The organism is Streptomyces sp. NPDC001594 (genome assembly GCF_042893675.1).
In the GTDB taxonomy this organism is placed as follows: domain Bacteria; phylum Actinomycetota; class Actinomycetes; order Streptomycetales; family Streptomycetaceae; genus Streptomyces.
In genome coordinates this window covers 239,912-266,552 of sequence record NZ_JBIAVB010000011.1, presented here as the reverse complement: position 1 = coordinate 266,552, position 26,641 = coordinate 239,912, and the positions used below count along the sequence as shown (strand labels likewise).

At 71.9% G+C, this 26,641-nt stretch carries 27 protein-coding genes and 2 riboswitches; of the genes, 15 read left to right on the top strand and 12 right to left on the bottom strand.

Translation table 11 applies throughout. From position 1 onward, the window contains the following. Positions 1–113: 113 nt before the first annotated feature. From ACFY0O_RS23130 to ACFY0O_RS23115, 4 genes are read right to left on the bottom strand one after another with little or no spacing between them, the layout of a single operon-like run. On the bottom strand, positions 114–935 hold the full coding sequence (locus ACFY0O_RS23130) for an ATP-binding cassette domain-containing protein (RefSeq protein ID WP_388949350.1): 822 nt from the start codon (positions 933–935) through the stop codon (positions 114–116). After that, positions 932–1,681, bottom strand: a complete 750-nt coding sequence (gene cbiQ / locus ACFY0O_RS23125) for a cobalt ECF transporter T component CbiQ (protein ID WP_388949348.1) — start codon at positions 1,679–1,681, stop codon at positions 932–934. The genes ACFY0O_RS23130 and cbiQ overlap by 4 nt, the downstream gene beginning before the upstream one ends. A 3-nt stretch (positions 1,682–1,684) precedes the next feature. Next, a complete protein-coding gene (locus tag ACFY0O_RS23120; RefSeq protein ID WP_388949345.1) occupies positions 1,685–2,050 on the bottom strand; it encodes an energy-coupling factor ABC transporter substrate-binding protein in 366 nt (121 codons plus the stop codon). Further along, positions 2,047–2,745, bottom strand: a complete 699-nt coding sequence (locus ACFY0O_RS23115; RefSeq protein WP_388949342.1) for an energy-coupling factor ABC transporter permease — start codon at positions 2,743–2,745, stop codon at positions 2,047–2,049. Before ACFY0O_RS23115 ends, ACFY0O_RS23120 begins: the two co-directional genes overlap by 4 nt. A 29-nt stretch (positions 2,746–2,774) precedes the next feature. Further along, positions 2,775–2,970: riboswitch (cobalamin riboswitch) on the bottom strand. A 123-nt stretch (positions 2,971–3,093) separates the two neighbouring features. Between ACFY0O_RS23115 and ACFY0O_RS23110 the strand changes: the two genes are divergently transcribed. Further along, positions 3,094–3,804 (top strand): flavodoxin family protein, encoded by a 711-nt coding sequence (locus tag ACFY0O_RS23110; RefSeq protein ID WP_388949340.1) that lies wholly within the window; start codon positions 3,094–3,096, stop codon positions 3,802–3,804. 9 nt (positions 3,805–3,813) lie between these two features. Here the strand turns inward: ACFY0O_RS23110 and ACFY0O_RS23105 are convergent, their stop codons facing one another. The 6 genes from ACFY0O_RS23105 to gcvT form a co-directional block, all read right to left on the bottom strand. Next, positions 3,814–4,329, bottom strand: a complete 516-nt coding sequence (locus tag ACFY0O_RS23105) for a hypothetical protein (protein ID WP_388949338.1) — start codon at positions 4,327–4,329, stop codon at positions 3,814–3,816. Between the two features lie 90 nt (positions 4,330–4,419). Next, positions 4,420–4,827, bottom strand: a complete 408-nt coding sequence (locus ACFY0O_RS23100) for an SsgA family sporulation/cell division regulator (RefSeq protein ID WP_358892290.1) — start codon at positions 4,825–4,827, stop codon at positions 4,420–4,422. Between the two features lie 186 nt (positions 4,828–5,013). Further along, positions 5,014–6,396 carry an L-serine ammonia-lyase gene (locus tag ACFY0O_RS23095; RefSeq protein ID WP_388949335.1) on the bottom strand — a complete coding sequence of 461 codons (1,383 nt, stop codon included), beginning with the start codon at positions 6,394–6,396 and terminating at the stop codon, positions 5,014–5,016. A gap of 256 nt (positions 6,397–6,652) precedes the next feature. Next, a complete protein-coding gene (gene glyA, locus ACFY0O_RS23090) occupies positions 6,653–7,909 on the bottom strand; it encodes a serine hydroxymethyltransferase (protein ID WP_388949333.1) in 1,257 nt (418 codons plus the stop codon). Positions 7,910–7,926: 17 nt separating this feature from the next. Then, on the bottom strand, positions 7,927–8,307 hold the full coding sequence (gcvH, locus tag ACFY0O_RS23085; protein WP_388949331.1) for a glycine cleavage system protein GcvH: 381 nt from the start codon (positions 8,305–8,307) through the stop codon (positions 7,927–7,929). A 95-nt stretch (positions 8,308–8,402) separates the two neighbouring features. After that, positions 8,403–9,518: a glycine cleavage system aminomethyltransferase GcvT gene (gene gcvT / locus ACFY0O_RS23080; protein WP_358892287.1), complete on the bottom strand. Its 1,116-nt coding sequence runs from the start codon at positions 9,516–9,518 to the stop codon at positions 8,403–8,405. Between the two features lie 158 nt (positions 9,519–9,676). Continuing rightward, positions 9,677–9,780, bottom strand: a riboswitch (glycine riboswitch). Between the two features lie 243 nt (positions 9,781–10,023). Here gcvT and ACFY0O_RS23075 point away from each other — a divergent pair. From ACFY0O_RS23075 to ACFY0O_RS23025, 11 genes are all read left to right on the top strand, one after another. Continuing rightward, positions 10,024–10,665 (top strand): AAA family ATPase, encoded by a 642-nt coding sequence (locus ACFY0O_RS23075; protein ID WP_388949329.1) that lies wholly within the window; start codon positions 10,024–10,026, stop codon positions 10,663–10,665. A 232-nt stretch (positions 10,666–10,897) separates the two neighbouring features. Then, entirely contained in the window at positions 10,898–11,632 is a 735-nt protein-coding gene (locus ACFY0O_RS23070; RefSeq protein ID WP_388949327.1) for an enhanced serine sensitivity protein SseB, read from the top strand. A 63-nt stretch (positions 11,633–11,695) separates the two neighbouring features. Continuing rightward, on the top strand, positions 11,696–12,436 hold the full coding sequence (locus ACFY0O_RS23065; protein ID WP_388949326.1) for an enhanced serine sensitivity protein SseB C-terminal domain-containing protein: 741 nt from the start codon (positions 11,696–11,698) through the stop codon (positions 12,434–12,436). Positions 12,437–13,044: 608 nt separating this feature from the next. Then, the gene (locus tag ACFY0O_RS23060; protein WP_388949324.1) at positions 13,045–14,037 is read left to right on the top strand and encodes an ABC transporter permease; all 993 of its coding nucleotides are present in this window, start codon (positions 13,045–13,047) and stop codon (positions 14,035–14,037) included. Between the two features lie 94 nt (positions 14,038–14,131). After that, positions 14,132–15,841 carry an ABC transporter substrate-binding protein gene (locus ACFY0O_RS23055; protein ID WP_388949475.1) on the top strand — a complete coding sequence of 570 codons (1,710 nt, stop codon included), beginning with the start codon at positions 14,132–14,134 and terminating at the stop codon, positions 15,839–15,841. A 165-nt stretch (positions 15,842–16,006) separates the two neighbouring features. Next, positions 16,007–17,008: an ABC transporter permease gene (locus tag ACFY0O_RS23050; protein WP_358892283.1), complete on the top strand. Its 1,002-nt coding sequence runs from the start codon at positions 16,007–16,009 to the stop codon at positions 17,006–17,008. Then, complete coding sequence (locus tag ACFY0O_RS23045) at positions 17,005–18,102, top strand: ABC transporter ATP-binding protein (RefSeq protein ID WP_388949320.1); 1,098 nt, start codon at positions 17,005–17,007, stop codon at positions 18,100–18,102. The genes ACFY0O_RS23050 and ACFY0O_RS23045 overlap by 4 nt, the downstream gene beginning before the upstream one ends. Before the next feature lie 5 nt (positions 18,103–18,107). After that, a complete protein-coding gene (locus tag ACFY0O_RS23040) occupies positions 18,108–19,184 on the top strand; it encodes an ABC transporter ATP-binding protein (RefSeq protein ID WP_388949472.1) in 1,077 nt (358 codons plus the stop codon). A gap of 169 nt (positions 19,185–19,353) precedes the next feature. After that, the gene (locus tag ACFY0O_RS23035; RefSeq protein ID WP_388949318.1) at positions 19,354–20,010 is read left to right on the top strand and encodes a trimeric intracellular cation channel family protein; all 657 of its coding nucleotides are present in this window, start codon (positions 19,354–19,356) and stop codon (positions 20,008–20,010) included. 60 nt (positions 20,011–20,070) lie between these two features. Beyond that, positions 20,071–20,922 carry a thioesterase family protein gene (locus tag ACFY0O_RS23030; protein WP_388949316.1) on the top strand — a complete coding sequence of 284 codons (852 nt, stop codon included), beginning with the start codon at positions 20,071–20,073 and terminating at the stop codon, positions 20,920–20,922. Positions 20,923–21,050: 128 nt separating this feature from the next. Continuing rightward, positions 21,051–22,214 carry a cysteine desulfurase family protein gene (locus tag ACFY0O_RS23025; protein ID WP_388949313.1) on the top strand — a complete coding sequence of 388 codons (1,164 nt, stop codon included), beginning with the start codon at positions 21,051–21,053 and terminating at the stop codon, positions 22,212–22,214. Here ACFY0O_RS23025 and ACFY0O_RS23020 read toward each other — a convergent pair. Beyond that, positions 22,211–22,888: an N-acetylmuramoyl-L-alanine amidase gene (locus ACFY0O_RS23020; RefSeq protein WP_388949311.1), complete on the bottom strand. Its 678-nt coding sequence runs from the start codon at positions 22,886–22,888 to the stop codon at positions 22,211–22,213. The genes ACFY0O_RS23025 and ACFY0O_RS23020 overlap by 4 nt on opposite strands. Positions 22,889–22,956: 68 nt before the next feature. On the opposite strand from ACFY0O_RS23020, the gene mnmA reads away from it, so the two are divergent. Next, complete coding sequence (gene mnmA, locus ACFY0O_RS23015; RefSeq protein ID WP_388949308.1) at positions 22,957–24,093, top strand: tRNA 2-thiouridine(34) synthase MnmA; 1,137 nt, start codon at positions 22,957–22,959, stop codon at positions 24,091–24,093. Positions 24,094–24,108: 15 nt separating this feature from the next. On the opposite strand, the gene ACFY0O_RS23010 is transcribed toward mnmA, so the two are convergent. Then, positions 24,109–25,032 (bottom strand): NADP-dependent oxidoreductase, encoded by a 924-nt coding sequence (locus ACFY0O_RS23010; RefSeq protein WP_388949470.1) that lies wholly within the window; start codon positions 25,030–25,032, stop codon positions 24,109–24,111. 127 nt (positions 25,033–25,159) lie between these two features. Here ACFY0O_RS23010 and ACFY0O_RS23005 point away from each other — a divergent pair, with 127 nt between their 5' ends. After that, positions 25,160–26,194: a GlxA family transcriptional regulator gene (locus tag ACFY0O_RS23005; RefSeq protein ID WP_388949306.1), complete on the top strand. Its 1,035-nt coding sequence runs from the start codon at positions 25,160–25,162 to the stop codon at positions 26,192–26,194. Between the two features lie 91 nt (positions 26,195–26,285). Next, positions 26,286–26,630, top strand: coding sequence for a DUF1330 domain-containing protein (locus ACFY0O_RS23000; protein WP_388949303.1), 345 nt, complete (start codon positions 26,286–26,288; stop codon positions 26,628–26,630). The last annotated feature ends 11 nt before the right edge of the window (positions 26,631–26,641 follow it).

Below are 26,641 nucleotides of genomic sequence, written 5' to 3'. Positions count from 1 at the left end.
TCCCGCAGGGCGATGGGGGACCCCCCTGCTCGAGCGGAGCCGAGAGCTTGGGGGAGGGTGGGCACACCGGACACCGCCCCGCAGGGCCGACCCCGCCCGGCCCCCGACCCCGCTCAGCCCAGCGCGCCCAGCGCCTCCGGCACGCGCGGCCCCGGGGCGTCCGCGCCCAGGAACCCGTGGGCCCGCAGGAACGCCGTCACCGCAGGCGACCACGCCTGACGCAACCCGGCCGAGGCCAACAACTCCGGATCCGACAGCAGAACCCCCGCGGCCCCCACCCGTATCCCCGACGGCGTGAGCACCGCCGCATCGTCCGCCCACCGGACCGCCAGGTCCACATCGTGGGTGGCCATCACCACCGTGGTCCCCGCCGCCCGAAGCCCCGCCAGGACATCCAGCAGCCGCTCCTGCCCGTCCGGGTCGAGCCCGGCCGTCGGCTCGTCCAGGATCAGCACCCGCGGAGCCATCGCCACCGCGCCCGCGATGGCGGCCCGCTTGCGCTGCCCGTACGACAGCAGGTGCGTCGGCCGGTCGCGCAGCGCGGTGATGTCCAGCGCGGCCAGCGCGGAGTCCACCCGTTCGCGGACCTCCGCCTCCGCCAGCCCCAGGTTCATCGGGCCGAAGGACACGTCCTGCTCCACGGAGGCCGCGAACAACTGGTCGTCGGGGTCCTGCACCACCAGCTGGACGGTGGTGCGCAGCCGCGTCAGCCCCCGCCGGTCGTACGCCACCTCCGTACCCGCCAGCCGCAGCGCCCCCGACGCGGGCCGCAGGCCCCCGCTCAGCAGCCGCATCAGCGTGGTCTTGCCGCTCCCGTTGCGGCCCAGCAGCACCAGCGCCCGCCCCTCGGCGATCGCGAAGTCCACGCCCGACAGCACGGCCGGCCCGTCCTCGTACGCGTACCCCGCGCCGACCAGTTCCACCAACGGGGTCACAATCCCAGCTCCTTCAGTACGAGGGTCCCCGCGACCAGGGCGGCCAGGAGGGCGGCGGCGGCCGCCAGGAACCGCCGCGACAGCCGCGCCGGCGGGACCAGCACCCGCAGCGCGCCGTCGTAGCCGCGCCCCGCGAGCCCCTCCTGGAGCCGGGCGGCGCGGTCGAAGGCCCGGACGAACGAGGTCGCCGCGAGCCCGGCCACCGAACGCCACGCGGCGGCCCGCCCGGCCTGCCCGAGCCGGGCCGCCTGGGCCCGCCGGACCTGCGCGAGGGAGTCCAGCAGCAGGAAGCCGATCCGGTACATGACCAGGGCCACGTCCACCACCGGCGCCGGCACCCCGGCCCGGACCAGCCGGGGCAGCACGTCCGAGACGGGCGTGGTGAAGGCGAACAGCAGCACCCCCAGCGAGGCGGCCGAGGTGCGCAGCAGCAGGTCCAGGGCGTGCCGGGGTCCGTCCGGGGCCGGCGCGAGGAACCCGTCCGGGCCGCCCACCGACACCAGCAGCGGCAGCGCGCCCGTGACGCAGAACCCGAGCGGGACCCGGAAGGCCCGCCACAGCTGCCGCCCGGACACCCCGGCGGGCCCCAGCAGCACCGCCAGGGTCGCGGCGGCCACCAGCGGACCGCCGGGCCACGGGGGCAGGGACACGGCGGTGACGGTCAGCCCGAACCCGAGCAGGGCCTTCTCCAGCGGATGGCGGCCCCGCCAGCGGCTGGAGTGCGCCGCCACGTCGATGGGCAGCACCGGCTACGGCTCCCGCGCGGGCTCGGCGGGGGCCTGCCCCCCGGCTCCGGCCGCCGCCTCGGCGAGGGCCTGCGCCGCGCCCTGCCGGCGGCCCCGGCGGACCCCGAAGTAGTACGCGAGCACGCCCGCGCCCAGCGCCGCCTGGAGGGCGAACAGCGCCGACTCCACCTCGCCCGAGGGGGGCTCGTACAGCGGGGAGAACCAGGGCTTGTAGTCCGGCTTCAGCTCGGTGATGGCCGACTCCGCCTGGGCGTCGGCGCCCGCGAAGGGCTCCTCCTTGCCCTCGCCGAGCCCCAGCGCGAGCGGGAGCACGGCCAGCGCCGCCACCAGGAGCAGCAGCAGGGTGTTGATCTTGCCGTTCCTGCTCATCGGGCCGACGCCCCCTCGGTCCGCCGCGCACCGGTCAGCTTGGCGACCCCGAGCCGGACCAGGTCGGACTTGCTGGACTGCATCAGCAGCCGCATCACCAGCACGGTCAGCAGCCCCTCGCTGACGGCGAGCGGGATCTGCGTGACGGCGAAGATGCCGGCGAACTTCTCCAGGGAGCCCGGGAAGCCGCTGGCCGGGTCCGGGAAGGCGAGGGCCAGCTGGACCGAGGTCACGCAGTAGGTGACCAGGTCGGCGAAGAAGGCGCCGAAGAAGACGGTGACCATCAGCGGGGCGCCGGACCCGCGCAGCAGCTTGTAGACCGCGTAGCCGGCCCAGGGGCCGGCGATGGCCATCGAGAAGACGTTGGCGCCCAGGGTGGTGAGCCCGCCGTGCGCCAGCAGCAGGGCCTGGAACAGCAGGGTGATCGTGCCGAGCACCGCCATGATGGGCGGCCGGAAGAGGATGGCGCCGAGCCCGGTCCCGGTGGGGTGCGAGCAACTGCCCGTCACCGAGGGGATCTTCAGGGCGGACAGGACGAACGTGAACGCACCGGACGCGCCGAGGAGCAGCGTGCTCTCGGGGTGGGACTTCACCTCGCGGGTCAGGGCGCGGACCCCGTGGACGACGAACGGGGCGGACGCGGCGCCCCAGGCGGCCGCGTGCAGCGGGGGCAGGAACCCCTCGGCTATGTGCATGAGTTGGGAGACCTCTCCAGCACCTCGTGGATGGACGTACGCGCCCCGGCCGGTCTCCTGGCTGACGGGTACTGCCGCCCCGGCTCCGCCTTCCCGGGTCCGCACGGTCTCCCGCACGGTCCCAGTGGCTCCCGCGAGGGGTGGAGCTGGACTTCCCGATCACAGTGGCGAGGGCCGCACCGGTTTTCCACCGGTTTCCCGAACACCAAGGCCAGCTGACCCTAGTCGCCCGCACGGACCGGTATCAACCCGGACCGATCCGGCCGATCGGATGACCGGATTCCGATTCGCCCCCCGGACGGGCCCCGAGCGCTGGCGGGGCCGGCGGCCGGCCCGCAGGGTGGGGGCGTGGCCGCCTACGACTACTTCGACCTGTCCGCCGTCTACGTCAACTGCACCCTCAAACGCTCGCCCGAGACCAGCAACACCGAGGGGCTGATCTCGCGGAGCCGGGCCGTCATGGAATCGGCCGGCGCCCGGACCTCGCTGATCCGCGCCGTCGACCACGACATCGCCACCGGCGTCTGGCCGGACATGACCGACCACGGCTGGGAGAGCGACCAGTGGCCGGTGCTCTACAGCCAGATCATGGACGCCGACATCCTGGTCCTCTGCGGCCCCATCTGGCTCGGCGACAACAGCTCGGTGATGAAGAAGGTCATCGAGCGGCTCTACGCCTGCTCCTCGCTGCTGAACGAGCACGGCCAGTACGCCTACTACGGGCGCGTCGGCGGTGCGCTGATCACCGGCAACGAGGACGGCGTCAAACACTGCGCCATGAACGTCCTCTACAGCCTCCAGCACCTGGGCTACGCGATCCCGCCCCAGGCGGACGCGGGCTGGATCGGGGAGGCCGGGCCCGGTCCCTCGTACCTGGACCCGGGCTCCGGCGGTCCCGAGAACGACTTCACCAACCGCAACACCACGTTCATGTCCTGGAACCTGATGCACCTCGCGGCGCTCCTCAAGCGCGCCGGGGGCGTCCCCGCCCACGGCAACCAGCGCTCCGAGTGGGACGCCGGCTGCCGTTTCGACTTCCCGAACCCGGAACACCGCTAGGCGGGGTCCTCAGCAGGTGTTCGGGTGCGCGACGTCCACCACGAGCCGCTCGGGCGCGTGCAGGACGGAGGTGCTGTAGACGGGCTGGGTGTCGAAGGCGGCGCCGAAGGTCACGTACCCCTCGAAGTCGCCGGTCAGGGCGATGCCCTTGAGCTTGCTCAGGTTGATCTGCTGGAGCTTGGGGCCCTGGTAGACGTTGTTGCCCGCCTCGTCGTGGCCGGCGGCCGGGTGCAGGCGGATCTCCAGGAAGTACTTCCCGGGCAGCGGGACCGGCTTGCCGGACCCGTCGTAGACCAGCTGGGAGACGGGAGTGACGGTGAACGGGGGCACGGAGCCCTGGAGGTCGATCACGATCCGGTCGTACGTGCAGTGACCGCCCCAGCGGGCGTTGACGACGAGCGGGGTCGTGGAGCGGACGGCGGCCGGGGCGGCCGCCGAGGCCGGTGCGGCGAGCGCGAGCCCTGCGGTCAGCAGGGCACCCGTGGCCAGGGCCACGATCCGGCGGCGGTGCGGGAGGTGACGCATGGCGTCCCCCGATCCTCTGAGACGGGGAGTGACTGTCATCCGGTATGACATTCCCCGGGGCCCCGTGGTTGCACCGGACGCCCGCCCGCCTCAGAAGGTCAGCAGGGCGCTCAGCTCGGCGTCCAGGTCGTAGTGGCGGTGCTCCTGCCCGCGCGGGACCAGCTCGGTCATCCGCCGGCACAGCCCGCGCAGGTCCTTGGCCCGCGCGGAGACCACGCAGCCCCGCTCGCCGTTGCTCAGGGCCAGCAGCACGCGGGGCTCGGTGCCCGTCCAGCGCGGCCACACCTGTATGTCGCCCTCCCCCGTGGCGCAGGTCTGCCCGTCGATCAGCAGCTCCCGCGAGAACACCCAGCGGGCGATCCGGACCCCGGCGCCCCGGAACTCCACGGCGACCTCGTACGGCCGGTCCGTGCGGTAGACGAAGACGCCCTCCAGGGGGACCGGCAGCGGTGCGGCCTCCAGCCGCAGCGGCAGGACACGGTGTTCGGTGATGGCCATGGCGGCTGCCTCTCTTCGCGGGGTAACAGCGCCCCCCGCAGCACGCTAGTGCACCGGGCGCCTTCCGCCGGGGGGCCGAAGGTCCCGACCCGGGCGGGCCGGGGGACCCCTCTTCCCCGGACGCGCGGAGGGGCCCGGCGCACCCGCGCCGGGCCCCTCCTCACCTCGTCACGCCGCGTCGACGGGTCAGCACTCGATGACGTTGACCGCGAGACCGCCGCGGGCGGTCTCCTTGTACTTGACCTTCATGTCGGCGCCCGTCTCCTTCATGGTCTTGATGACCTTGTCCAGGGAGACCTTGTGGCTGCCGTCGCCGCGCATCGCCATCCGGGCCGCCGTGACGGCCTTGACCGCCGCCATGCCGTTGCGCTCGATGCACGGGATCTGCACCAGACCGCCGACCGGGTCGCAGGTCAGGCCCAGGTTGTGCTCCATGCCGATCTCGGCGGCGTTCTCCACCTGCTCCGGGGAGCCGCCCAGCACCTCGGCCAGGGCGCCCGCCGCCATCGAGCAGGCCGAGCCGACCTCGCCCTGGCAGCCGACCTCGGCGCCCGAGATCGAGGCGTTCTCCTTGAACAGCATGCCGATCGCGCCCGCGGCCAGCAGGAAGCGCACCACGCCGTCCTCGTCCGCGCCCGGGACGAAGTTCACGTAGTAGTGCAGGACGGCCGGCAGGACGCCCGCGGCGCCGTTGGTGGGCGCGGTGACGACCCGGCCGCCCGCCGCGTTCTCCTCGTTCACGGCCATCGCGTAGATCGTCGTCCACTCGCTGCGGTGCAGCAGCGGGTCGCCCTCGGTGCGCAGCTGGCGCGCCGTGGAGGCGGCCCGGCGCTTGACGCGCAGCCCGCCCGGCAGGATGCCCTCGCGGGACATGCCGCGCGAGACGCAGGACTGCATGACCCGCCAGATCTCCAGGAGGCCCTCGCGGATCTCGTCCTCGGTGCGCCAGGCCTTCTCGTTCTCCATCATCAGGGAGGAGATCGACAGGCCGGTCTCGTTCGCCAGGCGCAGCATCTCGTCACCGGAGCGGAAGGGGTACTTCAGCACGGTGTCGTCGAGCTTGATCCGGTCCTGGCCGACCGCGTCCTCGTCGACGACGAAGCCGCCGCCGACCGAGTAGTAGGTCTTCTCCAGCAGCGGGGCGCCGGAGGCGTCGTAGGCGAAGAGGGTCATGCCGTTCGCGTGGTAGGGCAGCGAGCGGCGGCGGTGCAGGATCAGCTGGCTGGGCTCGTCGAAGTCGATCTCGTGGACGTTCCCTATCTCGGTCCCGAGCAGCCGCAGCTTCCCGGTCCGGCGGATGCGCTCCACCTCGTCGTCGGCGGTCTCCACGTCCACCGTGCGCGGGGAGTGGCCCTCCAGGCCCAGCAGGACCGCCTTGGGGGTGCCGTGGCCGTGGCCGGTGGCGCCGAGGGAGCCGAAGAGCTCCGCGCGGACGGACGCGGTCTGGGCGAGGACACCGTCCTTCTTCAGGCGGGACACGAACATGCGCGCCGCGCGCATCGGGCCGACCGTGTGGGAGGAGGAGGGGCCGATACCGATGGAGAAGAGATCGAAGACGGAGATGGCCACTGGCGGACTCCCTTGTCGGCTCGTGGGGTGGAGAGAGGGCAGGGGTGTGGTGGAGCGGGGTGGTGCGCGGGGGATCTGCGGATTTTGTCCGGCAGACGAGCGTAACGCGTGGAGATGAACGTTTCTGCTCGCGGAGGGGTCCGGCGGACGTGAGCCGGCTCGCGTTCCGGTGTCCGGCGGGGGAGGGGGCCGGGGAAGAAGACAGGAAGGGGCCCGGCCCTGTGCGGAACAAGGCCGGGCCCCTCCTGGCCCGTGACTACAGCGACGGGTAGAGCGGGAACTTCGCGGCGAGCGCGGAGACGCGCGCCTTGAGGTCGTCCGCGTCGAACGCCGGCTTCAGGGCCTGCGCGATGATCTCGGCTACCTCGCGGAAGTCCTCGGCGCCGAAGCCGCGGGTGGCCAGCGCCGGCGTGCCGATGCGCAGGCCCGAGGTGACCATCGGCGGGCGCGGGTCGTTCGGGATCGCGTTCCGGTTGACCGTGATGCCGATCTCGTGGAGCCGGTCCTCGGCCTGCTGGCCGTCCAGGTCGGAGTTGCGCAGGTCGACCAGGACCAGGTGCACGTCGGTGCCGCCGGAGAGGACGGACACGCCCACCTCGGTGACGTCCGGCTGGACCAGGCGCTCGGCGATGATCTTCGCGCCCTCCAGGGTGCGCTCCTGGCGCTCCTTGAACTCGGGCGAGGCCGCGACCTTGAAGGAGACGGCCTTGGCCGCGATCACGTGCTCCAGCGGACCGCCCTGCTGGCCCGGGAAGACCGCGGAGTTGATCTTCTTGGCCAGCTCCTGCGTCGACAGGATGACACCGCCGCGCGGACCGCCGAGGGTCTTGTGCGTGGTGGTGGTGACGACGTGGGCGTGCGGCACCGGGTTCGGGTGCAGGCCCGCGGCGACCAGGCCCGCGAAGTGGGCCATGTCGACCATCAGGTACGCGCCGACCTCGTCCGCGATCCGGCGGAAGGCGGCGAAGTCCAGCTGGCGCGGGTAGGCGGACCAGCCGGCGACGATCAGCTGCGGCTTGGACTCCTTGGCGAGGCGCTCGACCTCGGCCATGTCGACCTGGCCGGACTCGTCGACGTGGTACGGGACCACGTTGTAGAGCTTGCCGGAGAAGTTGATCTTCATGCCGTGGGTCAGGTGACCGCCGTGGGCCAGGTTCAGGCCCATGATCGTGTCGCCCGGCTTCAGCAGCGCGAACATCGCGGCGGCGTTGGCCTGCGCACCGGAGTGCGGCTGGACGTTCGCGGCCTCGGCGCCGAACAGCGCCTTGATGCGGTCGATCGCGATCTGCTCGACCACGTCGACGTGCTCGCAGCCGCCGTAGTAGCGGCGGCCCGGGTAGCCCTCGGCGTACTTGTTGGTCAGGACCGAGCCCTGGGCCTCCATGACGGCGACCGGAGCGAAGTTCTCCGACGCGATCATTTCCAGGGTCGACTGCTGGCGTACGAGCTCGGCGTCGACGGCGGCGGCGACGTCGGGGTCGAGCTCGTGGAGCGGGGTGTTCAGAACGGACATCAGGATCCCCTGGGGTGTCAGTTACCGGCGGTGAGGGCGGTGTACTCGTCGAAGGAGAGCGCGTCCTTGGGCTCCTCCGAGAGCTTCACCTTGAACAGCCAGCCACCCTCGAACGGGGCGGAGTTCACCAGAGACGGGTCGTCGACGACGTCCTGGTTGGCCTCGACGATCTCACCGGAGACGGGGGAGTACAGGTCGCTGACCGACTTGGTCGACTCCAGCTCGCCACAGGTCTCGCCCTCGGTGACGGTGTCGCCGACCTCGGGGAGCTGGGCGTAGACGACGTCACCGAGTGCGTCGGCGGCGAAGGCCGTGATACCGACGGTCGCGACGCCCTCGACGGCGTCCGACAGCCACTCGTGCTCCTTGGTGTAACGCAGCTGCTGGGGGTTGCTCATGACCTGATTCTCCTGGATGCGGGGAGGTGGATACGAACGGTGGTCTTGCATGCCTGCGGCGGGCCGCCGGCGCGGGGTCCCGGGGACCCCGGGGGTCACTTCTGCCGCTTGTAGAACGGCAGGGCGACGACCTCGTACGGCTCATGCGTACCGCGAATGTCCACGCCGACCCCGGAGGTGCCGGGCGCGGCGTGCTCCGCGTCGACGTACGCCATCGCGATCGGCTTGCCCAGCGTCGGGGACGGGGCGCCGGAGGTGACCTCGCCGATCACCTTGCCGCCGGCGACCACGGGGAACCCGGCGCGCGGGACGCGGCGGCCCTCGGCGACCAGGCCGACCAGCTTGCGCGGGGCCTGCGTGGCGGCGCGCTCGGCGGCGGCCTCCAGGGCGGCGCGGCCGACGAAGTCGCCCTCCTTCTCGAACTTCACGACCCGGCCCAGCCCGGCGTCGAAGGGCGTGAGGGAGGTGGTGAGCTCGTGCCCGTACAGCGGCATGCCCGCCTCCAGGCGCAGGGTGTCGCGGCAGGACAGGCCGGCCGGGACCAGGCCGACGCCCTCGCCCGCCTTGGTCAGCGCCTGCCACAGCTCCACGGCGTGCTCGGGGGAGACGAACAGCTCGAAGCCGTCCTCGCCGGTGTAGCCGGTGCGGGCGATCAGCGCGGGCACGCCCGCGACGGTGCCCGGCAGGCCCGCGTAGTACTTCAGACCGTCCAGGTCGGCGTCGGTCAGCGAGGCGAGGATGCCGGGGGACTCGGGGCCCTGGACGGCGATCAGCGCGTACGCGTCACGGTCGTCGCGGACCTCGGTGTCGAAGCCGGCGGCGCGCTCGGTCAGCGCGTCCAGCACCACCTGGGCGTTGGAGGCGTTGGCGACGACCATGTACTCGGTCTCGCCGAGGCGGTAGACGATCAGGTCGTCGAGGATCCCGCCGTCCTCCTGGCAGATGTGCGTGTAGCGGGCGCGGCCGACGCCGACGGTGGAGATGTTGCCGACGAGGGCGTAGTCCAGCGCCTTGACGGCCTCCGGGCCGGTCAGGGTGATCTCGCCCATGTGGGAGAGGTCGAAGAGGCCGGCCTTGGTGCGCACGGCGTTGTGCTCGTCGCGCTCACTGGCGTAGCGCAGCGGCATGTCCCAGCCCGCGAAGTCGGTCATGGTCGCACCGAGCGAACGGTGCAGCGCGTCGAGCGCGGTCAGGCGGGGGGCAGTGCTCATGGGTGTGGCTCCCGGGTCCCAGGGCATGACATGACGAGGACGATCCTCCCCATCTGTCATCGGAACCTGAGAGGTTCGCCGGGAGTTCCCACCGGGGAACGCCGACTTGCACCTTGGGTGGAGCCGTCGCGGTCGGACAGCTCGCTTTTCAGATCTGCCTCATCCACGCGGTACGGGGCCTGAGAGATTCAAGGGAGGTACTTGCTCCTTCGGCGCCCGGGCACGGCCTCGCGGCCAGCCGGGACTCTCCCGCGCGGATTCAAGCGGCCGGTATGCAGTTGGTGTCCAGATGGCGCACATCATTGCACGGGTCGGGCGGAAGCGGGCAGTGGGGCCCGGCACAACGCACGCGGCGCCCGTGCCCACCGCGCTCCCGGAGTCCCAGGTCTCGGACGCCGGGCCCGGAACCGACCCACCCGGATTACCGTCTCTTTACATTCAACGGGCAGAGGGCCCTCGCGGTCCGACTCGGGGGGAGACGATCACGGTGCGGAGATTCGGAGTGGTGACCAGTACGGGAACGGTGGACGAGGTCCGGGCGCGGCCCCTCGCGTCCCGGACCGCCCCCGCCGCCGGCACGGTCCGCGACCTGCGCGGACGGGTGGCCCGCGGCCCCCGGCGGCTGGGCTTCCGCGCCGGGGACATCGTGGTGGTGTCCGGTCTGCCGGGCGGCGGGAAGAGCACCCTGATCAAGCGGGCCGCGCCGGGCGGGGGCATCGACTCCCAGGACGTCCGCGAGCGCTGGGAGGGCCGGATGCCGAAGGCGCTGCCGTACGGGGCGTACCGTCCGCTGGTCCGCGTGTCCCATTACTGGACGCTCTGGCGCGAGCTGCGCTCCGGTGCGTCTGTGGTCGTCCACGACTGCGGCAGCCAGGCCTGGGTCCGGGCCCTCCTGGCGGCGACCGCGCGCCGCCGGGGCCGTCGCCTGCACCTGCTCCTGCTGGACGCCACCCCCGAGGAGGCCCTCGCGGGCCAGACCGCCCGCGGCCGGGGGGTCTCGGCGTACGCCTTCGCCCGCCACCGCGCGGCGGTGACCCGCCTCCTGTCGGCGGCCGAGTCGGGCCACTCCCCACGAGGCTGCGCCTCCACCACCCTCCTGGACCGTCCGGCCGCCGCCACCCTGACGGAGATCACCTTCACCCCCTGACCCGGCCCGGGTGCGCCGCTGCGCGGGCTGCATTTCGCGCAGCGAAATTCCAGCCCCGCCGGCGTTTTAGGCGCGGGGTCTGGGGCGGAGCCCCTGGGGGCACCTCCCGGCGGTAGCCGGGGGAGAACGGTGGAAGGGCGGGGCGGGGAGACGGCTCCGCGCAGCGGCACCAACGGCACCGGTAGCCTCGGGGCGTATTCGCCACGGAAACCCAAACGGAGAGCAGGGGCACATGCACGGGAACGGCTGGCCGGCGAACGAGTTGGAGCAGGTGCTCGGAACGGCCCTCGGCCAGCCGGACGCGGGCCCCCGGATCCTGGAGGCCCTCGGCCGCAGCCAGGTCTGGATCCCGCTCCCCCAGGGCGGCGGCCCCGACAGCACCTCCCTCGACCTCCCCACCATGCTGATCGCCGGCGAGGCGTACGTCCCCGTCTACAGCTCCGAGGCCCAGTTCCGCTTCGCCGCCGGCCCCGCCATGGACTTCGCCATAGCCCCCGCCGTCGAGTTCGCCCGCGGCCTGCCCCCGCAGCTCGGCATCGCCGTGAACCCCGAGGGCGCCGTCGGCGTCCCCCTGCCCCCCGCCGCCGTCGCCCAGCTCTGCCGGGCCGGCCGCACCGAGCTCGACGGCCCCGCCAGCGGCGCCCGCGTCCGGCTCTTCGAGCCCGACTGGCAGGACGACCCCGTCGACTTCCTCTCCGCCGCCGCCGAGGAGTTCCGGGCCACCGGCGTCGTCACCGCCGCGCACCGCTGCCTCGCCAGCGTCGAGGGCAGGGACCCCGAGCTCTACATCGGTGTCCAGCTGGTGGGATGGGACTCCGGCACCCGGACCGCCCCGCTGGAGGCGCTCGGCCGCGCCCTGGCCCGCGTACCGGCGCCGTGGCCCGTGCAGTTGATCCTGCTGGAGGCCGCCGAGGACCCGGTCACGGACTGGATTCGTGAGCGCGTGCGCCCCTTCTACCTCCCGTAGCGCCGCTTAAGCTGTTCGGGACGTGGAGACGACGGGCGGACGAAGACGAAGAGGGGTACCCGGGTGAGTGCGTCAGGCACGGCCGCGGCCGGGCAGGTCGAGCACATGCTGCGCCAGGTGGCTCCCGGGCGCTATGAGGGCTACGAGTCATTCCTGCACGCCCTCGCCGAGGGCCGGCTGTGGATGCTGCTCTGGCAGGGGCAGCCGGGCTCACCGGACGCCCAGTACGGCGGCATGGAGGTCGAGGGCCTGGGATACGCGCCCTGCGTGACCTCCCCGCAGGAGCTGGCCGCCAGCGGCTGGAACCGCGGCTACGAGGTGGTCACCGGCCGGGACATCGCCCGCGCCCTCTACCCCGACCGCTGGGGCCTGTGGGTCAACCCGCACGCCCAGGGCGGCGGCCTCGGCATCCCCTGGGCCGACCTGCGCCGGGTCGCGACCGGCCTGGACCGGATGCCGGCCGGGCCCCTGCGGCTCTCCGAGCCCACCCTGGAGCTCCCGCAGTTCTACGGGCTGCTCACCCGGCACGCCCACCGCACCCCCGCCGTGCGCTCGCTGCGCCGCGCCTGGGTGCAGCCCGCGTTGGGGTCGGCGTACCTCGCCGTCGGCCTCGACCTGTACGACGCCTCCGCGCCCGCGCTGGAGTCCGTACGGGAGATGATGCGCCAGTCGGTCGGCGCGGTGCCCGAGGGCGTTCCGGTCTGCACGGTCGCGCTGGCGGACGAGCACGATCCGGTGGCCATGTGGCTGCGCGCGCAGACCCGCCCGTTCTACGACCGGGAGGGCCAGGCGGCCGCCTACTGAGCCGCCCCGGGCCGAACACCGAGCTTGTTACAGGGACATTTCAGGGTATGCCCGCACCGTGAGACGGGCCGTCCGAAAGGACATCGGGCCGTCGGGAAGCACTGCTCCCGGCGGCCTTCGCCTTGTCCGGGTTTCGCCCTTGATGGGCGCCCAATTGGCGCACCCCTCCACCGAGTTGGGTGCCATGTCCGTTTGCGTACCGAACGGACGGTGTTGCTCCGCTGAGCCGCGAGCCGAGTCCGGATAACGGGAACTCAAGCCTCAGATCACGGTTGCGCATCCTTTCATCTGCGGGTCTGGCGGCTGGTCGAGCGCCCGATGAAGACTCCCCACCCAAGAGCCGGTCAGTCCTCCAGAACCCGGTTCGGCACGTGCCATCCGCTTGTCGCTCCGCACAGCACTTCCCGCACTCCGCACGTCCGCAGTACCCGCATTTCCTCGCGCACCGCCCTGCACTTCCCGCAGTTCTCGCAGTACTCACGCACCTCCCGACCCGGCACGCCCGCGTCCCACCGTGTCCCGAGCACTCCGAGCGCCACTCCGCACCAACGCCGCCACAGCGGCGGGCATGGGCCGACCACCGTCGGCCGAGAGGGGTCCCCACCACGATGACGGCACCACTGCACGACACGAGCGCGGAAACGCCCGCACCCGTGTCCGTAGCCGACGTCCCTGCCAAGGCCATCGAAGGCCGCTCGCCCGGACGCATCGCCTGGATGCGGCTCAAGCGCGACAAGGTCGCGCTCACCGGCGGTGTGGTCGTGATCCTGCTGATCCTGGTGGCGATCTTCGCGCCGCTGATCGCGAACCTGCTGGGCCACGACCCCAACGAGTTCCACGAGGACCTGATCGACCCCGATCTGGGCACACCGCTCGGCTCCTTCGGCGGCGTCAGCTCCGACTTCCTGCTGGGCGTCGAGCCGACCAACGGCCGCGACGTCTTCAGCCGGATCGTCTACGGCGCGCGCATCTCCCTGATCGTCGCCTTCCTGGCCGCCTTCGTCTCGGTGGTCCTCGGCAGCTTCCTGGGCGCCCTCGCCGGCTTCATCGGCGGCTGGGTCGACGGCGTCATCAGCCGCCTCATGGACCTGCTGCTGGCCTTCCCGCAGCTGCTGTTCACCATCGCCCTGGTCTCCGTCGTCCCCAACTCCGTCTGGGGCTTCGAGGGTTCGGGTGTGCGGATGGGCGTGCTCATCCTCGTCATCGGCTTCTTCGGCTGGCCGTACATCGGACGCATCGTCCGCGGCCAGACGATCTCCCTGCGGGAGCGCGAGTACGTCGAGGCGGCGCGCAGCCTCGGCGCCGGCCGCGGCTACATCCTCGTCAAGGAGCTGATGCCGAACCTGGTCGCGCCGATCCTCGTCTACACCACGCTGATCATCCCGACCAACATCCTGACGGAAGCGGCCCTCAGCTTCCTGGGCGCCGGCGTCAAGCCCCCCACCTCGTCCTGGGGAAAGATGCTCTCCGACGCCGTCCCCATCTACCAGGACGACCCCATGTACATGGTGGTCCCCGGTATGACGATCTTCATCACCGTCCTGGCGTTCAACCTCTTCGGGGACGGGCTGCGTGACGCACTCGACCCCAAGGGCAGCTGAACCGCTTCTTCGATTCACCACCTATGGAGGTTGGACAACCGTGATCCGCAGAAAGCAGGCTCTCGCGATCGCCGCCGTGATCGCCGCCCTGTCGATGACCGCCGCGTGCGGTGGCGGCGGGGACAAGAAGGACGACAAGGCGGACGCCGCCGAGAGCGGCAAGGGCTACAGCGGTGCCGCCGAGGGCGTCATCAACGCCTCCGACGCCAAGGGCGGCGAGCTCAAGCTCTGGTCCCCGCAGGACGTCGACTACCTCGACCCGGCCCGCGCCTACTACGGCTTCGTCTGGGACATCCAGCGCCTGTACGTCCGCAGCCTGCTCGCCTACGACTCGAAGCCGGGCAAGGACGGCACCAAGGCGGTCCCGGACCTCGCCGAGGCCCTGCCGGTCGTGACCAACGACGGCAAGACGTACACCCTGAAGCTCAAGGACGGGGTGAAGTTCGAGGACGGCACGCCGATCACCTCGAAGGACGTCAAGTACGGCATCGAGCGCGTCTTCGCGCAGGACGTGCTGTCCGGCGGCCCGACCTACCTGATCGACATCCTCGACCAGGGCCAGAAGTACCCCGGCCCGTACAAGGACACCGACCCGGACAAGATGGGTCTGAAGTCCGTCCAGACGCCGGACGACAAGACGATCGTCTTCAACCTGGCGAGCGCCAACGCCGACTTCAGCTACCTGCTGGCCATGCCGACCTCCTCGCCGGTCCCGGTGGGCAAGGACACGGGCGCCACCTACACCAACAAGCCGATCTCCACCGGTCCTTACAAGGTGGAGAGCTTCACCGCCGGCAAGGGCGCGACCTTCGTCCGCAACGAGAACTGGGACCCGAAGACGGACACGATCCGCAAGGGTCTGCCGGACAAGGTCTCCTTCACGGTGACCACCAACCCGGACGACATGGACCAGCGCCTGCTCTCCGGTGACATCGACCTCGCCATCGACGGCACCGGTGTCCAGCAGGCCGCCAAGAACAAGATCCTCAAGGACGCGAACCTCAAGAAGAACGCGGACAACCCGTTCACGGGCTACATCCGCTACTTCGCCTTCCCGACCACGGTCGCGCCGTTCGACAACATCGAGTGCCGCAAGGCCGTCATCTACGCGGCCGACCCGAAGTCCCTCCAGAACGCCCGTGGCGGCCCGACCAGCGGTGACCTCGGCGCGAACATGCTGCCGCCCGGCGTCCCCGGCTCGGACAAGGCCTACGACCCGTTCGGTCTGACGAAGGGCAAGCCGCAGGAGGCCAAGGCCAAGGAGGCCCTCAAGGCCTGTGGCAAGCCGGACGGCTTCGAGACCACCATCGCGGTGCGCAACAACAAGGCGCCCGAGGTGAAGAGCGCCGAGTCGCTCCAGGCCTCGCTCGCCAAGGTCGGCATCAAGGCCACGATCGACCAGTTCGACGGCAAGCTCAGCTCCTCCGTGATCGGCTCGCCCGAGAACGTGAAGAAGAAGAACTACGGCATCATCGTCATGGGCTGGGGCGCCGACTACAACTCCGGCTCGGGCTTCCTCCAGCCGCTGGTCGACGGCTCGTTCATCCTGCCGAACGGCAACAACAACTACACGATGATCAACGACCCGGAGATCAACGGCCTCTTCAAGACGGCCGCCACCAAGACTCCGGAAGAGGCCGCGCCCTTCTACACCCAGATCAACCAGAAGGTCATGGAGAAGGCGCTCTACCTCCCGATCAACTTCGACAAGGCGCTCGTCTACCACAACCCGCGCCTGACGAACGTCTACTTCAACGAGTCCTTCGGCAAGATCGACCTCGCCACCGTGGGCATCAAGCAGTAACAGCGCCGGCCGGGCCCCGGCCCGAACCGTCACGTACCACGTAACACCAAGGCAAGTGCCTTCACCGCACATGCGCTAGTCCGAAGGGCAGGTGAAGGCCGCAGGCGGTGGCCGCCGACCCCCCACGAGGGGGCGGCGGCCACCCGCGCCGGGCGGCCGACTGCAGTGCTCGTCTACCTCATACGGCGGCTGTTCAACGTCGCCGCCACGCTGCTGGTGGTCTCCGTGGTCACCTTCGGCATCTTCTTCGCGGTCCCGAAGCTGACCGGCAGCGATCCCGCGCTCATGTACGCCGGACGCGAGACCAACGAGACCGCCCTGGCGGGCATCCGCGTGAAGATGGGCTTCGACAAGCCGATCTCCGAGCAGTACCTGCTCTTCGTCAAGGGAATCTTCGCCGGCCGCGACTACGACGGCGGCACGGGCGTCACCCACTGCGCCGCCCCGTGCTTCGGCTACTCCTTCAAGACCGAGGCGCCCGTCTGGGACACCATGATGGACCGCATCCCCGTCACCCTCTCGCTCGCCCTCGGCGCGGCGGTCATCTGGGTGATCGCGGGCGTGGCCACCGGCGTCATCTCGGCCCTCAAACGCAGGACCGCCATCGACCGCACGGTGATGGTCGGCGCGCTCGCCGGCGTCTCCCTGCCGATCTTCTTCACCGGCATGGTCGCCCCCGCGATCTTCGTCTACAGCCTCGGCTGGCTGAAGGTCTCCAACTACAAACCCCTGACCGAGGATCCGCTGGCCTGGCTCAACAGCCTGATCCTGCCCTGGGTCACCCTCGCCTTCCTCTTCGCCGCGACCTACGCCCGCATCACGCGGGCCACCATGCTCGAAGTCCTCGGCGAGGACTACATCCGCACCGCCCGGGCCAAGGGCCTCAAGGAGGGCGTGGTCATCCGCAAGCACGCCCTGCGCTCCACGCTCACCCCGATCGTCACCATGTTCGGCCTGGACCTCGGCGGCCTCCTCGGCGGTGCGGTGCTCACCGAGACCACCTTCAACTTCCAGGGCCTGGGGACGGCGGCCGTCGCCGCCATCAGCGCCGGCGACCTGCCCGTGATCATGGGCGTCACCCTCCTCGCCGCCCTCTTCGTGGTCCTGGCCAACCTGATCGTGGACCTGCTGTACGCCGTCATCGACCCGCGCGTGAGGCTGACGTGACCGAGAACCAGAACAACGGCGCGCCCGCCTTCGTGCCCGAGCAGGGAGGGCCGGCCGACGGGAACCCCTTCCTGTCCGTGCGCGACCTGAAGGTGCACTTCCCGACCGACGACGGCCTCGTGAAGTCCGTCGACGGCCTCTCCTTCGACCTCGAACGCGGCAAGACCCTCGGCATCGTGGGCGAGTCCGGCTCCGGCAAGTCCGTCACCTCGCTCGCCATCATGGGCCTGCACCGCACCGGAAACGCCCGCAGCCGCCCGCACATCTCCGGCGAGGTCCTCCTCGACGGCGAGGAGCTCGTCGGCGCCTCCGCCGACCACGTCCGCCGGCTGCGCGGCCGCAAGATGGCGATGGTCTTCCAGGACCCGCTCTCGGCCATGCACCCCTACTACACGGTCGGCAAGCAGATCGTCGAGGCCTACCGCACCCACCACGACGTCGACAAGAAGACGGCCCGCACCCGCGCCGTCGAGATGCTCGACCGCGTCGGCATCCCCGAGCCCCACCGGCGCGTGGACGCCTACCCGCACGAGTTCTCCGGCGGCATGCGCCAGCGCGCGATGATCGCCATGGCCCTGGTCAACAACCCCGAGCTGCTCATCGCGGACGAGCCGACCACCGCCCTCGACGTCACCGTCCAGGCGCAGATCCTCGACCTGATCCGCGACCTGCAGAAGGAGTTCGGCTCCGCGGTCATCATGATCACGCACGACCTCGGCGTGGTCGCCGAGATGGCCGACGACCTCCTCGTGATGTACGGCGGCCGCTGCGTCGAGCGGGGCTCGGCCGAGAAGGTCTTCTACGAGCCCCGGCACCCCTACACCTGGGGCCTCCTCGGCTCCATGCCGCGCATCGACCGCGACCAGACCGACCGGCTCATCCCGGTCAAGGGCTCGCCGCCCAGCCTCATCAACATCCCGAGCGGCTGCGCCTTCAACCCCCGGTGCCCCTACGCCGACGTGCCCAAGGGCGGCATCACCCGCACCCAGCGCCCCGAGCTGACCGAGGACGGCAGCCGGCACTGGTCCGCCTGCCACATGTCGCAGGAGGAGCGGACCCGGATCTGGACCGAAGAGATTGCGCCGAAGCTGTGACCGACATGAACAAGGACTCCACGAAGGACTCCGCCGAGGACTCCCCGAAGGCCCCCGAAGCGGAAGCCCTCCTCAAGGTGTCCGGCCTGGTCAAGCACTTCCCCATCAACAAGGGGCTGCTGCGCCGCCAGGCCGGGGCGGTCAAGGCCGTCGACGGGATCGACTTCGAGGTCCGGCGCGGCGAGACGCTCGGCGTCGTCGGCGAGTCGGGCTGCGGCAAGTCGACGATGGGCCGCCTCATCACCCGCCTCCTGGAGCCCAGCGCCGGACGCATCGAGTTCGAGGGCCGGGACATCACCCACCTCGGCGTCTCCCAGATGCGCCCGCTGCGCCGCGACGTGCAGATGATCTTCCAGGACCCCTACGGCTCCCTGAACCCGCGCCACACCGTCGGCGCGATCGTCTCGGCCCCCTTCAACCTCCAGGGGGTCACCCCGGAGGGCGGGGTCAAGGCGGAGGTCCAGCGCCTGCTGTCCCTGGTCGGCCTGAACCCGGAGCACTACAACCGCTACCCGCACGAGTTCTCCGGCGGCCAGCGCCAGCGCATCGGCATCGCCCGCGCGCTGGCCCTCAAGCCGAAGCTCGTCGTCGCGGACGAGCCGGTCTCGGCGCTGGACGTGTCGATCCAGGCCCAGGTGGTCAACCTGCTGGACGACCTCCAGCAGGAGCTCGGGCTGACGTACGTCATCATCGCGCACGACCTCTCGGTCATCCGGCACGTCTCCGACCGCATCGCGGTGATGTACCTCGGCAAGATCGTGGAGCTGGCGGACCGCAAGTCCCTGTACGAGTCCCCGATGCACCCGTACACCAACGCCCTGCTCTCCGCGGTCCCCGTCCCGGACCCGAGGCGCCGCGGGGTCAAGAGCGGCCGCATCCTCCTCAAGGGCGACGTCCCCTCCCCGATCTCCCCGCCGCCCGGCTGCCGCTTCCACACCCGCTGCTGGAAGGCCACGGAGATCTGCAAGACCCAGGACCCGCCGCTGGTCGCCCTCAAGACGGGCCACCAGGTGGCCTGCCACCACCCGGAGAACACGGACGCCACCCCGGCCGCAGCGGAATCCAGCCCCGCCGGCGTGTGAGGCGCGGGGTCTGGGGCGGAGCCCCTGGGGGCACCTCCCGGCGGTAGCCGGGGGAGAACGGTGAAAGGGCGGGGCGGGGAGAGGCACCGCGCAGCGGAACCCCACCCCGCCCCACCCACCGGCGGAGCCCCTGGCAGACGCGCCCCGCCCGCCGGGCGACAATGACGACGTGTTCCACGATCTCTTCCCGCCCGGCGTCCAGCACGCGCTGGACCTCGCGGGCATCTTCGTCTTCGCCCTGGCCGGCGCCCTGCTGGCCGTCCGCAAGAACTTCGACGTGTTCGGCATCGCCGTACTCGCCCTCGTCACCGCCCTCGGCGGCGGCCTCTTCCGCGACCTGTGCATCGGCGCCGTCCCGCCCGCCGCCTTCAGCGAGCTCAGCTTCTTCGTGACGCCGCTGCTGGCCGCCGCGCTGGTCTTCTTCCTCCACCCCGAGGTCCAGCGCATCAACCGGGCCATCAACGTCTGTGACGCCGCCGGCCTAGGCCTGTTCTGCGTGTCGGGCACGACCAAGGCCTACGAGTACGGCCTCGGCCTGACCTCCTCCGCCGCCCTGGGCGTGGCCACCGCCGTCGGCGGCGGCGTCCTGCGCGACGTCCTCGCCAACGAGGTCCCCTCCCTGCTCCGCGACCGCGAGATGTACGCCGTCCCCGCCGTCGTCGGCGCCTCGATGATCGCCCTTTTCATCAGCTTCGAGGTGCTCAACCCCCTGACGACCGCCCTCGCGATCGTCACCACCTTCGTGCTGCGCATCCTCGCGATGCAGTACCACTGGCGGGCCCCGCTGGCCTGGAACCGCCGCTCGTCGGTGGCCGAAGAACCCTAGGTCCCCCGCCCCCAAAACAAAAGCTACCGCTTAGTAGCTTCCGCGGGTAACCTCGTTTCCATGTCACATGCAGCGGCCAAGGCATCCATCGGCGACAGCGAATTCGACCGCGACACCACCATCACGCCCCGCGCGGGCGAGCCCGGGGTGTACGACGCGGAGCTCTCCGCCGGCTGGACGATCATCACCGCCGTCAACGGCGGCTACCTGCTGGCCCTGGTCGGCCGGGCCCTGTCGGCGGCCCTGCCGCACCCGGACCCCTTCACGGTCTCGGCCCACTACCTGACCTCCTCCGTGCCCGGCCCCGCCGTGATCCGCACCGAGGTCGTCAGGGTCGGCCGCACCCTCTCCACCGGCCAGGCCTCCCTCTTCCAGTTCGACGAGAACGGCGCCGAGGTCGAGCGCATCCGCGTCCTCGCCTCGTACGGAGACCTCGCGGCGCTCCCCGACAGCGTCCACACCGTCGCCCGGCCGCCCGTGATGCCCGCCTACGAGGACTGCCTCGGCCCCGAGGCCGGCCCGGCCCCGATCCCGGGCAGCAGCGCCATCGTGGACCGGCTCCGGCTGAGGCTGGACCCGGCGACGGCGGGCTGGGCCGTCGGGGCCCCCTCGGGCAAGGGCGAGATGCGGGCCTGGTTCGAGCTGGCCGACGGCCGCGACGCGGACCCCCTGTCCCTGCTCCTCGCGGTGGACGCCCTTCCCCCGACCGCCTTCGACCTCGGCCTCCTGGGCTGGGCCCCGACGGTCGAACTCACCACCCACATCCGCCACCGCCCGGCCCCGGGCCCCCTCCGCATCGGCATCGTCACCCGCAACCTCGCAGGCGGCTTCCTGGAGGAGGACGCGGAGGTCTGGGACTCGGAGAACCGCCTGGTAGCCCAGTCCCGCCAACTGGCCCGAGCACCGCGGTAGCTCCCACGCCCGGCCCGCCGAAGCGCCTGGCAGGGGCGATGACGGGCCCGCGCCGCGCCCCCGCTGGTCCGACCAACCGCCCCCGGGCGGGGACCCGCGGGCGGAGGGGCTCGTAGAATCAAAAAATCATGGCCTACCTCGACCACGCCGCGACCACGCCGATGCTCCCGGAAGCCGCCGCGGCGATGACCGCGCAGTTCGCCGCCACCGGTAACGCCTCCTCACTGCACGCCGCCGGCCGCCGTGCCCGCCGCACCGTCGAGGAGGCCCGCGAGGCCCTCGCCGAAGCGCTCGGGGGCCGCCCCAGCGAGGTGGTCTTCACCGCGGGCGGCACCGAGGCCGACAACCTCGCCGTCAAGGGGCTCTACTGGGCCCGCCGTGACGCCGACCCGGCCCGCACCCGTGTCCTCGCCAGCCCCGTGGAGCACCACGCCGTGCTCGACGCCGTCCACTGGCTCGCCGAGCACGAAGGGGCCGACGTCGAGTACCTGCCCGTCGACCACTACGGCCGGGTGAGCCCGGAGGCCTTCCGGGAGGCCGTCGAGCGCAACCCCGACGACATCGCCCTGGCCACCGTCATGTGGGCCAACAACGAGATCGGCACCGTCATGCCGGTCCGCGAGCTGGCCGCCATCGCCCGGGAGCACGGCATCCCCCTGCACTCGGACGCCGTCCAGGCCGTCGGGCAGCTCGACGTCCGCTTCGGTGACAGCGGCCTCGCCGCGATGACCGTGAGCGGCCACAAGGTCGGCGGCCCCTACGGCATCGGCGCCCTGCTGCTCGGACGCGACCAGACCCCCGTCCCCGTCCTGCACGGCGGCGGCCAGGAGCGCCACGTCCGCTCCGGGACCCTCGACGTGCCGGCCGTCGCCGCCTTCTCGGTGGCCGCCGTACTCGCCGCCGAGCGGCGCGAGCGGTTCGCCGCCGAGGTGGGCGCGCTGCGCGACGAGCTGGTCCGTGCCGTCCTGGCGGCCGTCCCCGACGCCGTCCTCGGCGGCGACCCGCAGGACCGGCTCCCGGCCAACGCCCACTTCAGCTTCCCCGGCTGCGAGGGGGACTCCCTGCTGCTGCTCCTGGACGCGCAGGGCATCGAGTGCTCGACCGGCTCCGCCTGCACCGCGGGCGTCGCCCAGCCCAGCCACGTCCTGCTCGCCACCGGCACCGACCCCCATCTGGCCCGCGGCACCCTGCGCTTCTCCCTGGGGCACACCTCCACCAAGGAGGACGTGGCGGCCGTCGCGGCGGCCATCGGCCCGGCGGTGGCCCGCGCCCGCACGGCCGGCCTGAGCTAGCCCGCCTTCGCCGGAGCGGTCCGGGCGAGTTCCTCCCGGACCAGCCGGAGGTAGCGGTCCCAGTCCCAGTGCGGTCCCGGGTCGGTGTGGTCGGCGCCCGGGACCTCCGAGTGCCCCAGGAGGTGCTTGCGGTCCACCGGTATGCCGTACCTCCGGCAGACGTCCGCCGCCAGCCGCGCCGACGCCGCGTACATCGCGTCCGTGAAGTCCTGCGGCCGGTCGATGAAGCCCTCGTGCTCGATGCCGACGCTGCGCTCGTTCATGGACCGGTTCCCGGCGTGGAAGGCGACGTCCAGCTCGCGGACCATCTGCTCCACATGCCCGTCCTGGCGGACTATGTAGTGCGCCGACGCCTTGTGGAACGGGTTCTGGAACGCGCCCACCGACGATGCGAAGTCCCCCTGCGTGACATGCACGACGATCCGGTCCACCCGGTAGTCGTCGGGCCGGTCCGCCAGCCGCCAGTTCGCCGGCGAGGCCGCCGTCCAGCTCACCCCGGGAAAGTCGACCTCCCCCTCCTTGCGCGGCTTGCTGACCCCCGGCAGCAGCCACCAGGCCCGCCGGATCTCGTCCTGCGCCGACAGCGCCCCCACCGCCAGCGCCCCGAGCCCGCCGAACAGCACCGCCCGCCGGGTCCGGCCCCCGCCCTTCGCCTTCACGGCCTTCTCGGTCATGTGATCCACCCCCCACTGCCGATAACGCGCTGTGACCCCGCGCGGTTCCCCGTACCCTGGAAGGCGCTATGACTGAGAACCTGCCGCGCACCGCCCGCCCCCTCCGCGTCCTCGCCGCCATGTCCGGCGGCGTGGACTCCGCCGTCGCCGCCGCGCGCGCGGTCGAGGCGGGGCACGACGTCACGGGCGTCCACCTGGCGCTCTCCGCGAACCCGCAGTCCTTCCGGACCGGCGCCCGCGGCTGCTGCACCATCGAGGACTCCCGCGACGCCCGCCGGGCCGCCGACGTCATCGGCATCCCCTTCTACTGCTGGGACCTCGCCGAGCGCTTCCGCGAGGACGTCGTCGAGGACTTCGTCGCCGAGTACGAGGCCGGACGCACCCCGAACCCCTGCCTGCGCTGCAACGAGAAGATCAAGTTCGCGGCGCTCCTCGACAAGGCCCTCGCCCTCGGCTTCGACGCCGTCTGCACGGGCCATTACGCGACCATCGTGGAGAAGGAGGACGGTACGCGCGAGATGCACCGTGCCTCCGACATCGCCAAGGACCAGTCCTACGTCCTCGGCGTCCTCGACGAGAAGCAGCTGGCCCACGCACTCTTCCCGCTCGGCGACACCGTCACCACCAAGGACGAGATCCGCGCCGAGGCCGAGCGCCGCGGCCTGGCCGTGGCGAAGAAGCCCGACAGCCACGACATCTGCTTCATCGCCGACGGCGACACCCAGGGCTTCCTCGCCAAGCGCCTGGGCAAGGCCGAGGGCGACATCGTCGACGAGGCGACCGGCGAGAAGGTCGGCACCCACGACGGGGCCTTCGGCTTCACCATCGGCCAGCGCAAGGGCCTGCGCATCGGCCACCCCGCCCCGGACGGCAAGCCCCGCTACGTCCTCGACATCTCGCCGGTGGACAACACGGTCACCGTCGGCCCCGCCGAGGCCCTCGACGTCACCGCCCTCACCGCGATCCGCCCCCGCTGGTGCGGCTCCACCGCGGCCGCCGCGGGCACCTACACCGCGCAGCTGCGCGCCCACGGCGGCGAGACGGAGGTCTTCGCCGAGGTCGTGGACGGCGAGCTGCGCGTCCGCTTCACCGAGCCGGTCCGCGGCGTGGCCCCCGGCCAGGCGATCGTGCTCTACGACGGCACCCGCGTGGTCGGCTCCGCCACCATCGCCACGACCACCCGGGCCACCGCCGCCGCTGTCTGATCCCGGTTCTGCGGCTCAGACCACCGTCAGGACGATCTTGCCGGTGGTCCGGCCCCGCTCGCCGAGCTCGTGGGCCTCGCCGGCCCGCTCCAGCGGCAGCACCGCGTCCACGAGCGGCTTCAGCGCGCCGCCGTCGGCCAGTGCCGCGATCTCGCGCAGCCCGAGCCGGTCGGGCTCGACCAGCACCCACTCCGCGCGGAAGCCGCGGGTGTCGGCCGGGACGTCGTCCGGGCCGGGCAGGGTGACCAGCCGGCCGCCCTCGCGCAGCACCGAGAGGGAGCGCTCGGCGATCTCGCCGCCGAGGCCGTCCAGGACCACGTCCACGTCCGAGACGACGTCCTCGAAGGCCACCGCGCGGTAGTCCACGACCTCGTCCGCGCCCAGCGAACGCAGCAGCTCGTGCTTGCCCGCGCTGGCGGTGCCGATCACGTACGCCCCGCGCGCCTTGGCGATCTGCACCGCCAGGTGTCCGACGCCGCCGGCGGCCGCGTGCACCAGGACCCGCTCTCCGGGCCGCACGTCCGCGGTGTCCACCAGCGCCTGCCAGGCGGTCAGCGCGGCCAGCGGCAGGGCCGCGGCCTCGACGTGGCTCAGCGAGGCGGGCTTCGCCGCCAGCTGCCGGGCCGGGGCGACCGCGTACTCGGCGTAGCCGCCCGCCTGGCGCGGGAAGTGCGGCATCCCGTACACCTCGTCGCCGGGGGCGAAGAGGGTGACACCGGGGCCGACCGCCTCGACGGTGCCGGACACGTCCCAGCCGACGATCGGGGTCTCGCCCCAGGTGATGAGGGCCCCGCTGGCCCGGGTCTTCCAGTCGACCGGGTTCACGCCGGCCGCGTGGACCCGGACGAGGACCTCGCCCAGGCCGGGCTCGGGCCGGTCGATCTCCCGCTCGACCAGGTTCTCCGGGCCGCCCCACTCGTTCACGACGATCGCGCGCATTTCCGTCTGCCTCATTCCGTTCGTTTACGTCTGATACCGGGCCGTTCCCCGGTGACGTGTCTCAGATTGGGGCACCTGGCACCTCCGTGGTGTTGGCCGTTTGGCCACTATCTGACAGGATCTGGCCATGAGCGAGATCGAGATGCGGGACGCGACCCGCACCGGGAGCGGTGCCGACGGCAGGCACCTCGTCGCCGTGCTGGCCCTGCCGGGCTTCCCCCCGTTCGAGCTGGGCATCCCCTCCCGGGTCTTCGGCAGCGCCGTGGACGACGAGGGCGAAGCCCTCTACGAGGTCGTCGTCTGCACCGCCGACGGCCTCCCCGTGCCCAGCGACTCCGGCTTCACCCTCCAGCCCGCCGCCGGACCCGAAGCGCTCGCCGCCGCCGACACGGTGATCGTCCCGCCCACCCACGCCATGCCGGAGCTGGGCCTCGGCGGCCCGCTGCCGCCCGCCGTCGCCGCGGCCATCGCGGGCATCCGCCCCGGCACCCGGCTGGTGTCCATCTGCACGGGCTCCTACGTGCTCGCCGCCGCCGGACTCCTCGACGGCCGGCCCGCCACCACCCACTGGAACCTGGCCCGGGAGTTCCGCCGGGCCTACCCGAGCGTCCGCGTCGACGAGGACGTGCTCTTCGTCGACGACGGGGACGTCCTGACCTCGGCCGGGGTGTCCGCCGGCGTCGACCTGTGCCTGCACCTGATCCGCCGCGACCACGGCGCCGCCGTCACCAACCGGGCCGCCCGCATGTGCGTCGTACCACCCTGGCGCGACGGCGGACAGGCCCAGTACATCGACCGCCCCGTCCCCGAACCCACGGTCGCCAGCACCACCGCCACCCGCGCCTGGGCCCTGGAACGCCTGGCCGAACCGGTGACCCTCGCCGAGCTCGCCGCCCACGCCCGCATGAGCCTGCGCACCTTCACCCGCCGCTTCCGCGACGAGGTCGGCATGACCCCCGTGCAGTGGCTCACCGCCCAGCGGCTCGAAGTCGCCCGCGACCTGCTGGAGTCCAGCGACCTGCCCGTCGACCTGGTCGCCCACCGCGCGGGCTTCGGCACCGCGAACTCCCTGCGCCAGCACATGCGCGCGTCCCTCGGCGTCTCCCCGATCGCCTACCGCCGCACCTTCCGGCCCGCCGCCGAGGCCCACCAGCCCATGTGACACATGACCCCGGAGGTAATCGACCGGCCCCCCCGCGCCCTGCCACGATGAGATCAACAAGCCCTCCGGACAAGGGAATCGGGAGCCAGACATGACTGCCTACGCCATCGGCCACATACGTCCCGAGACGATGAACGAGGAGATCCTCCGCTACATCGAGACGATCCAGGCCACGATGGACCCCTTCGAGGGCCGCTTCCTCGTCCACGGCAACCCGGTCGAGGTCCTGGAGGGATCCTTCCCCGGCGACCTGGTGATCATCGCCTTCCCCGACATCGAGCGCGCCCGCGCCTGGTACGCGTCCCCGGCCTACCAGGAGATCCTCCCGCTGCGCACCCGCCACATCAGCGCCGACATCCTCCTGGTCGAGGGCGTCCCGGCCGGCTACGACGCCACGAAGACGGCCGCCGCCATCCGCGAGTCCGCCGGGCTCTGACCCCTCCCGCG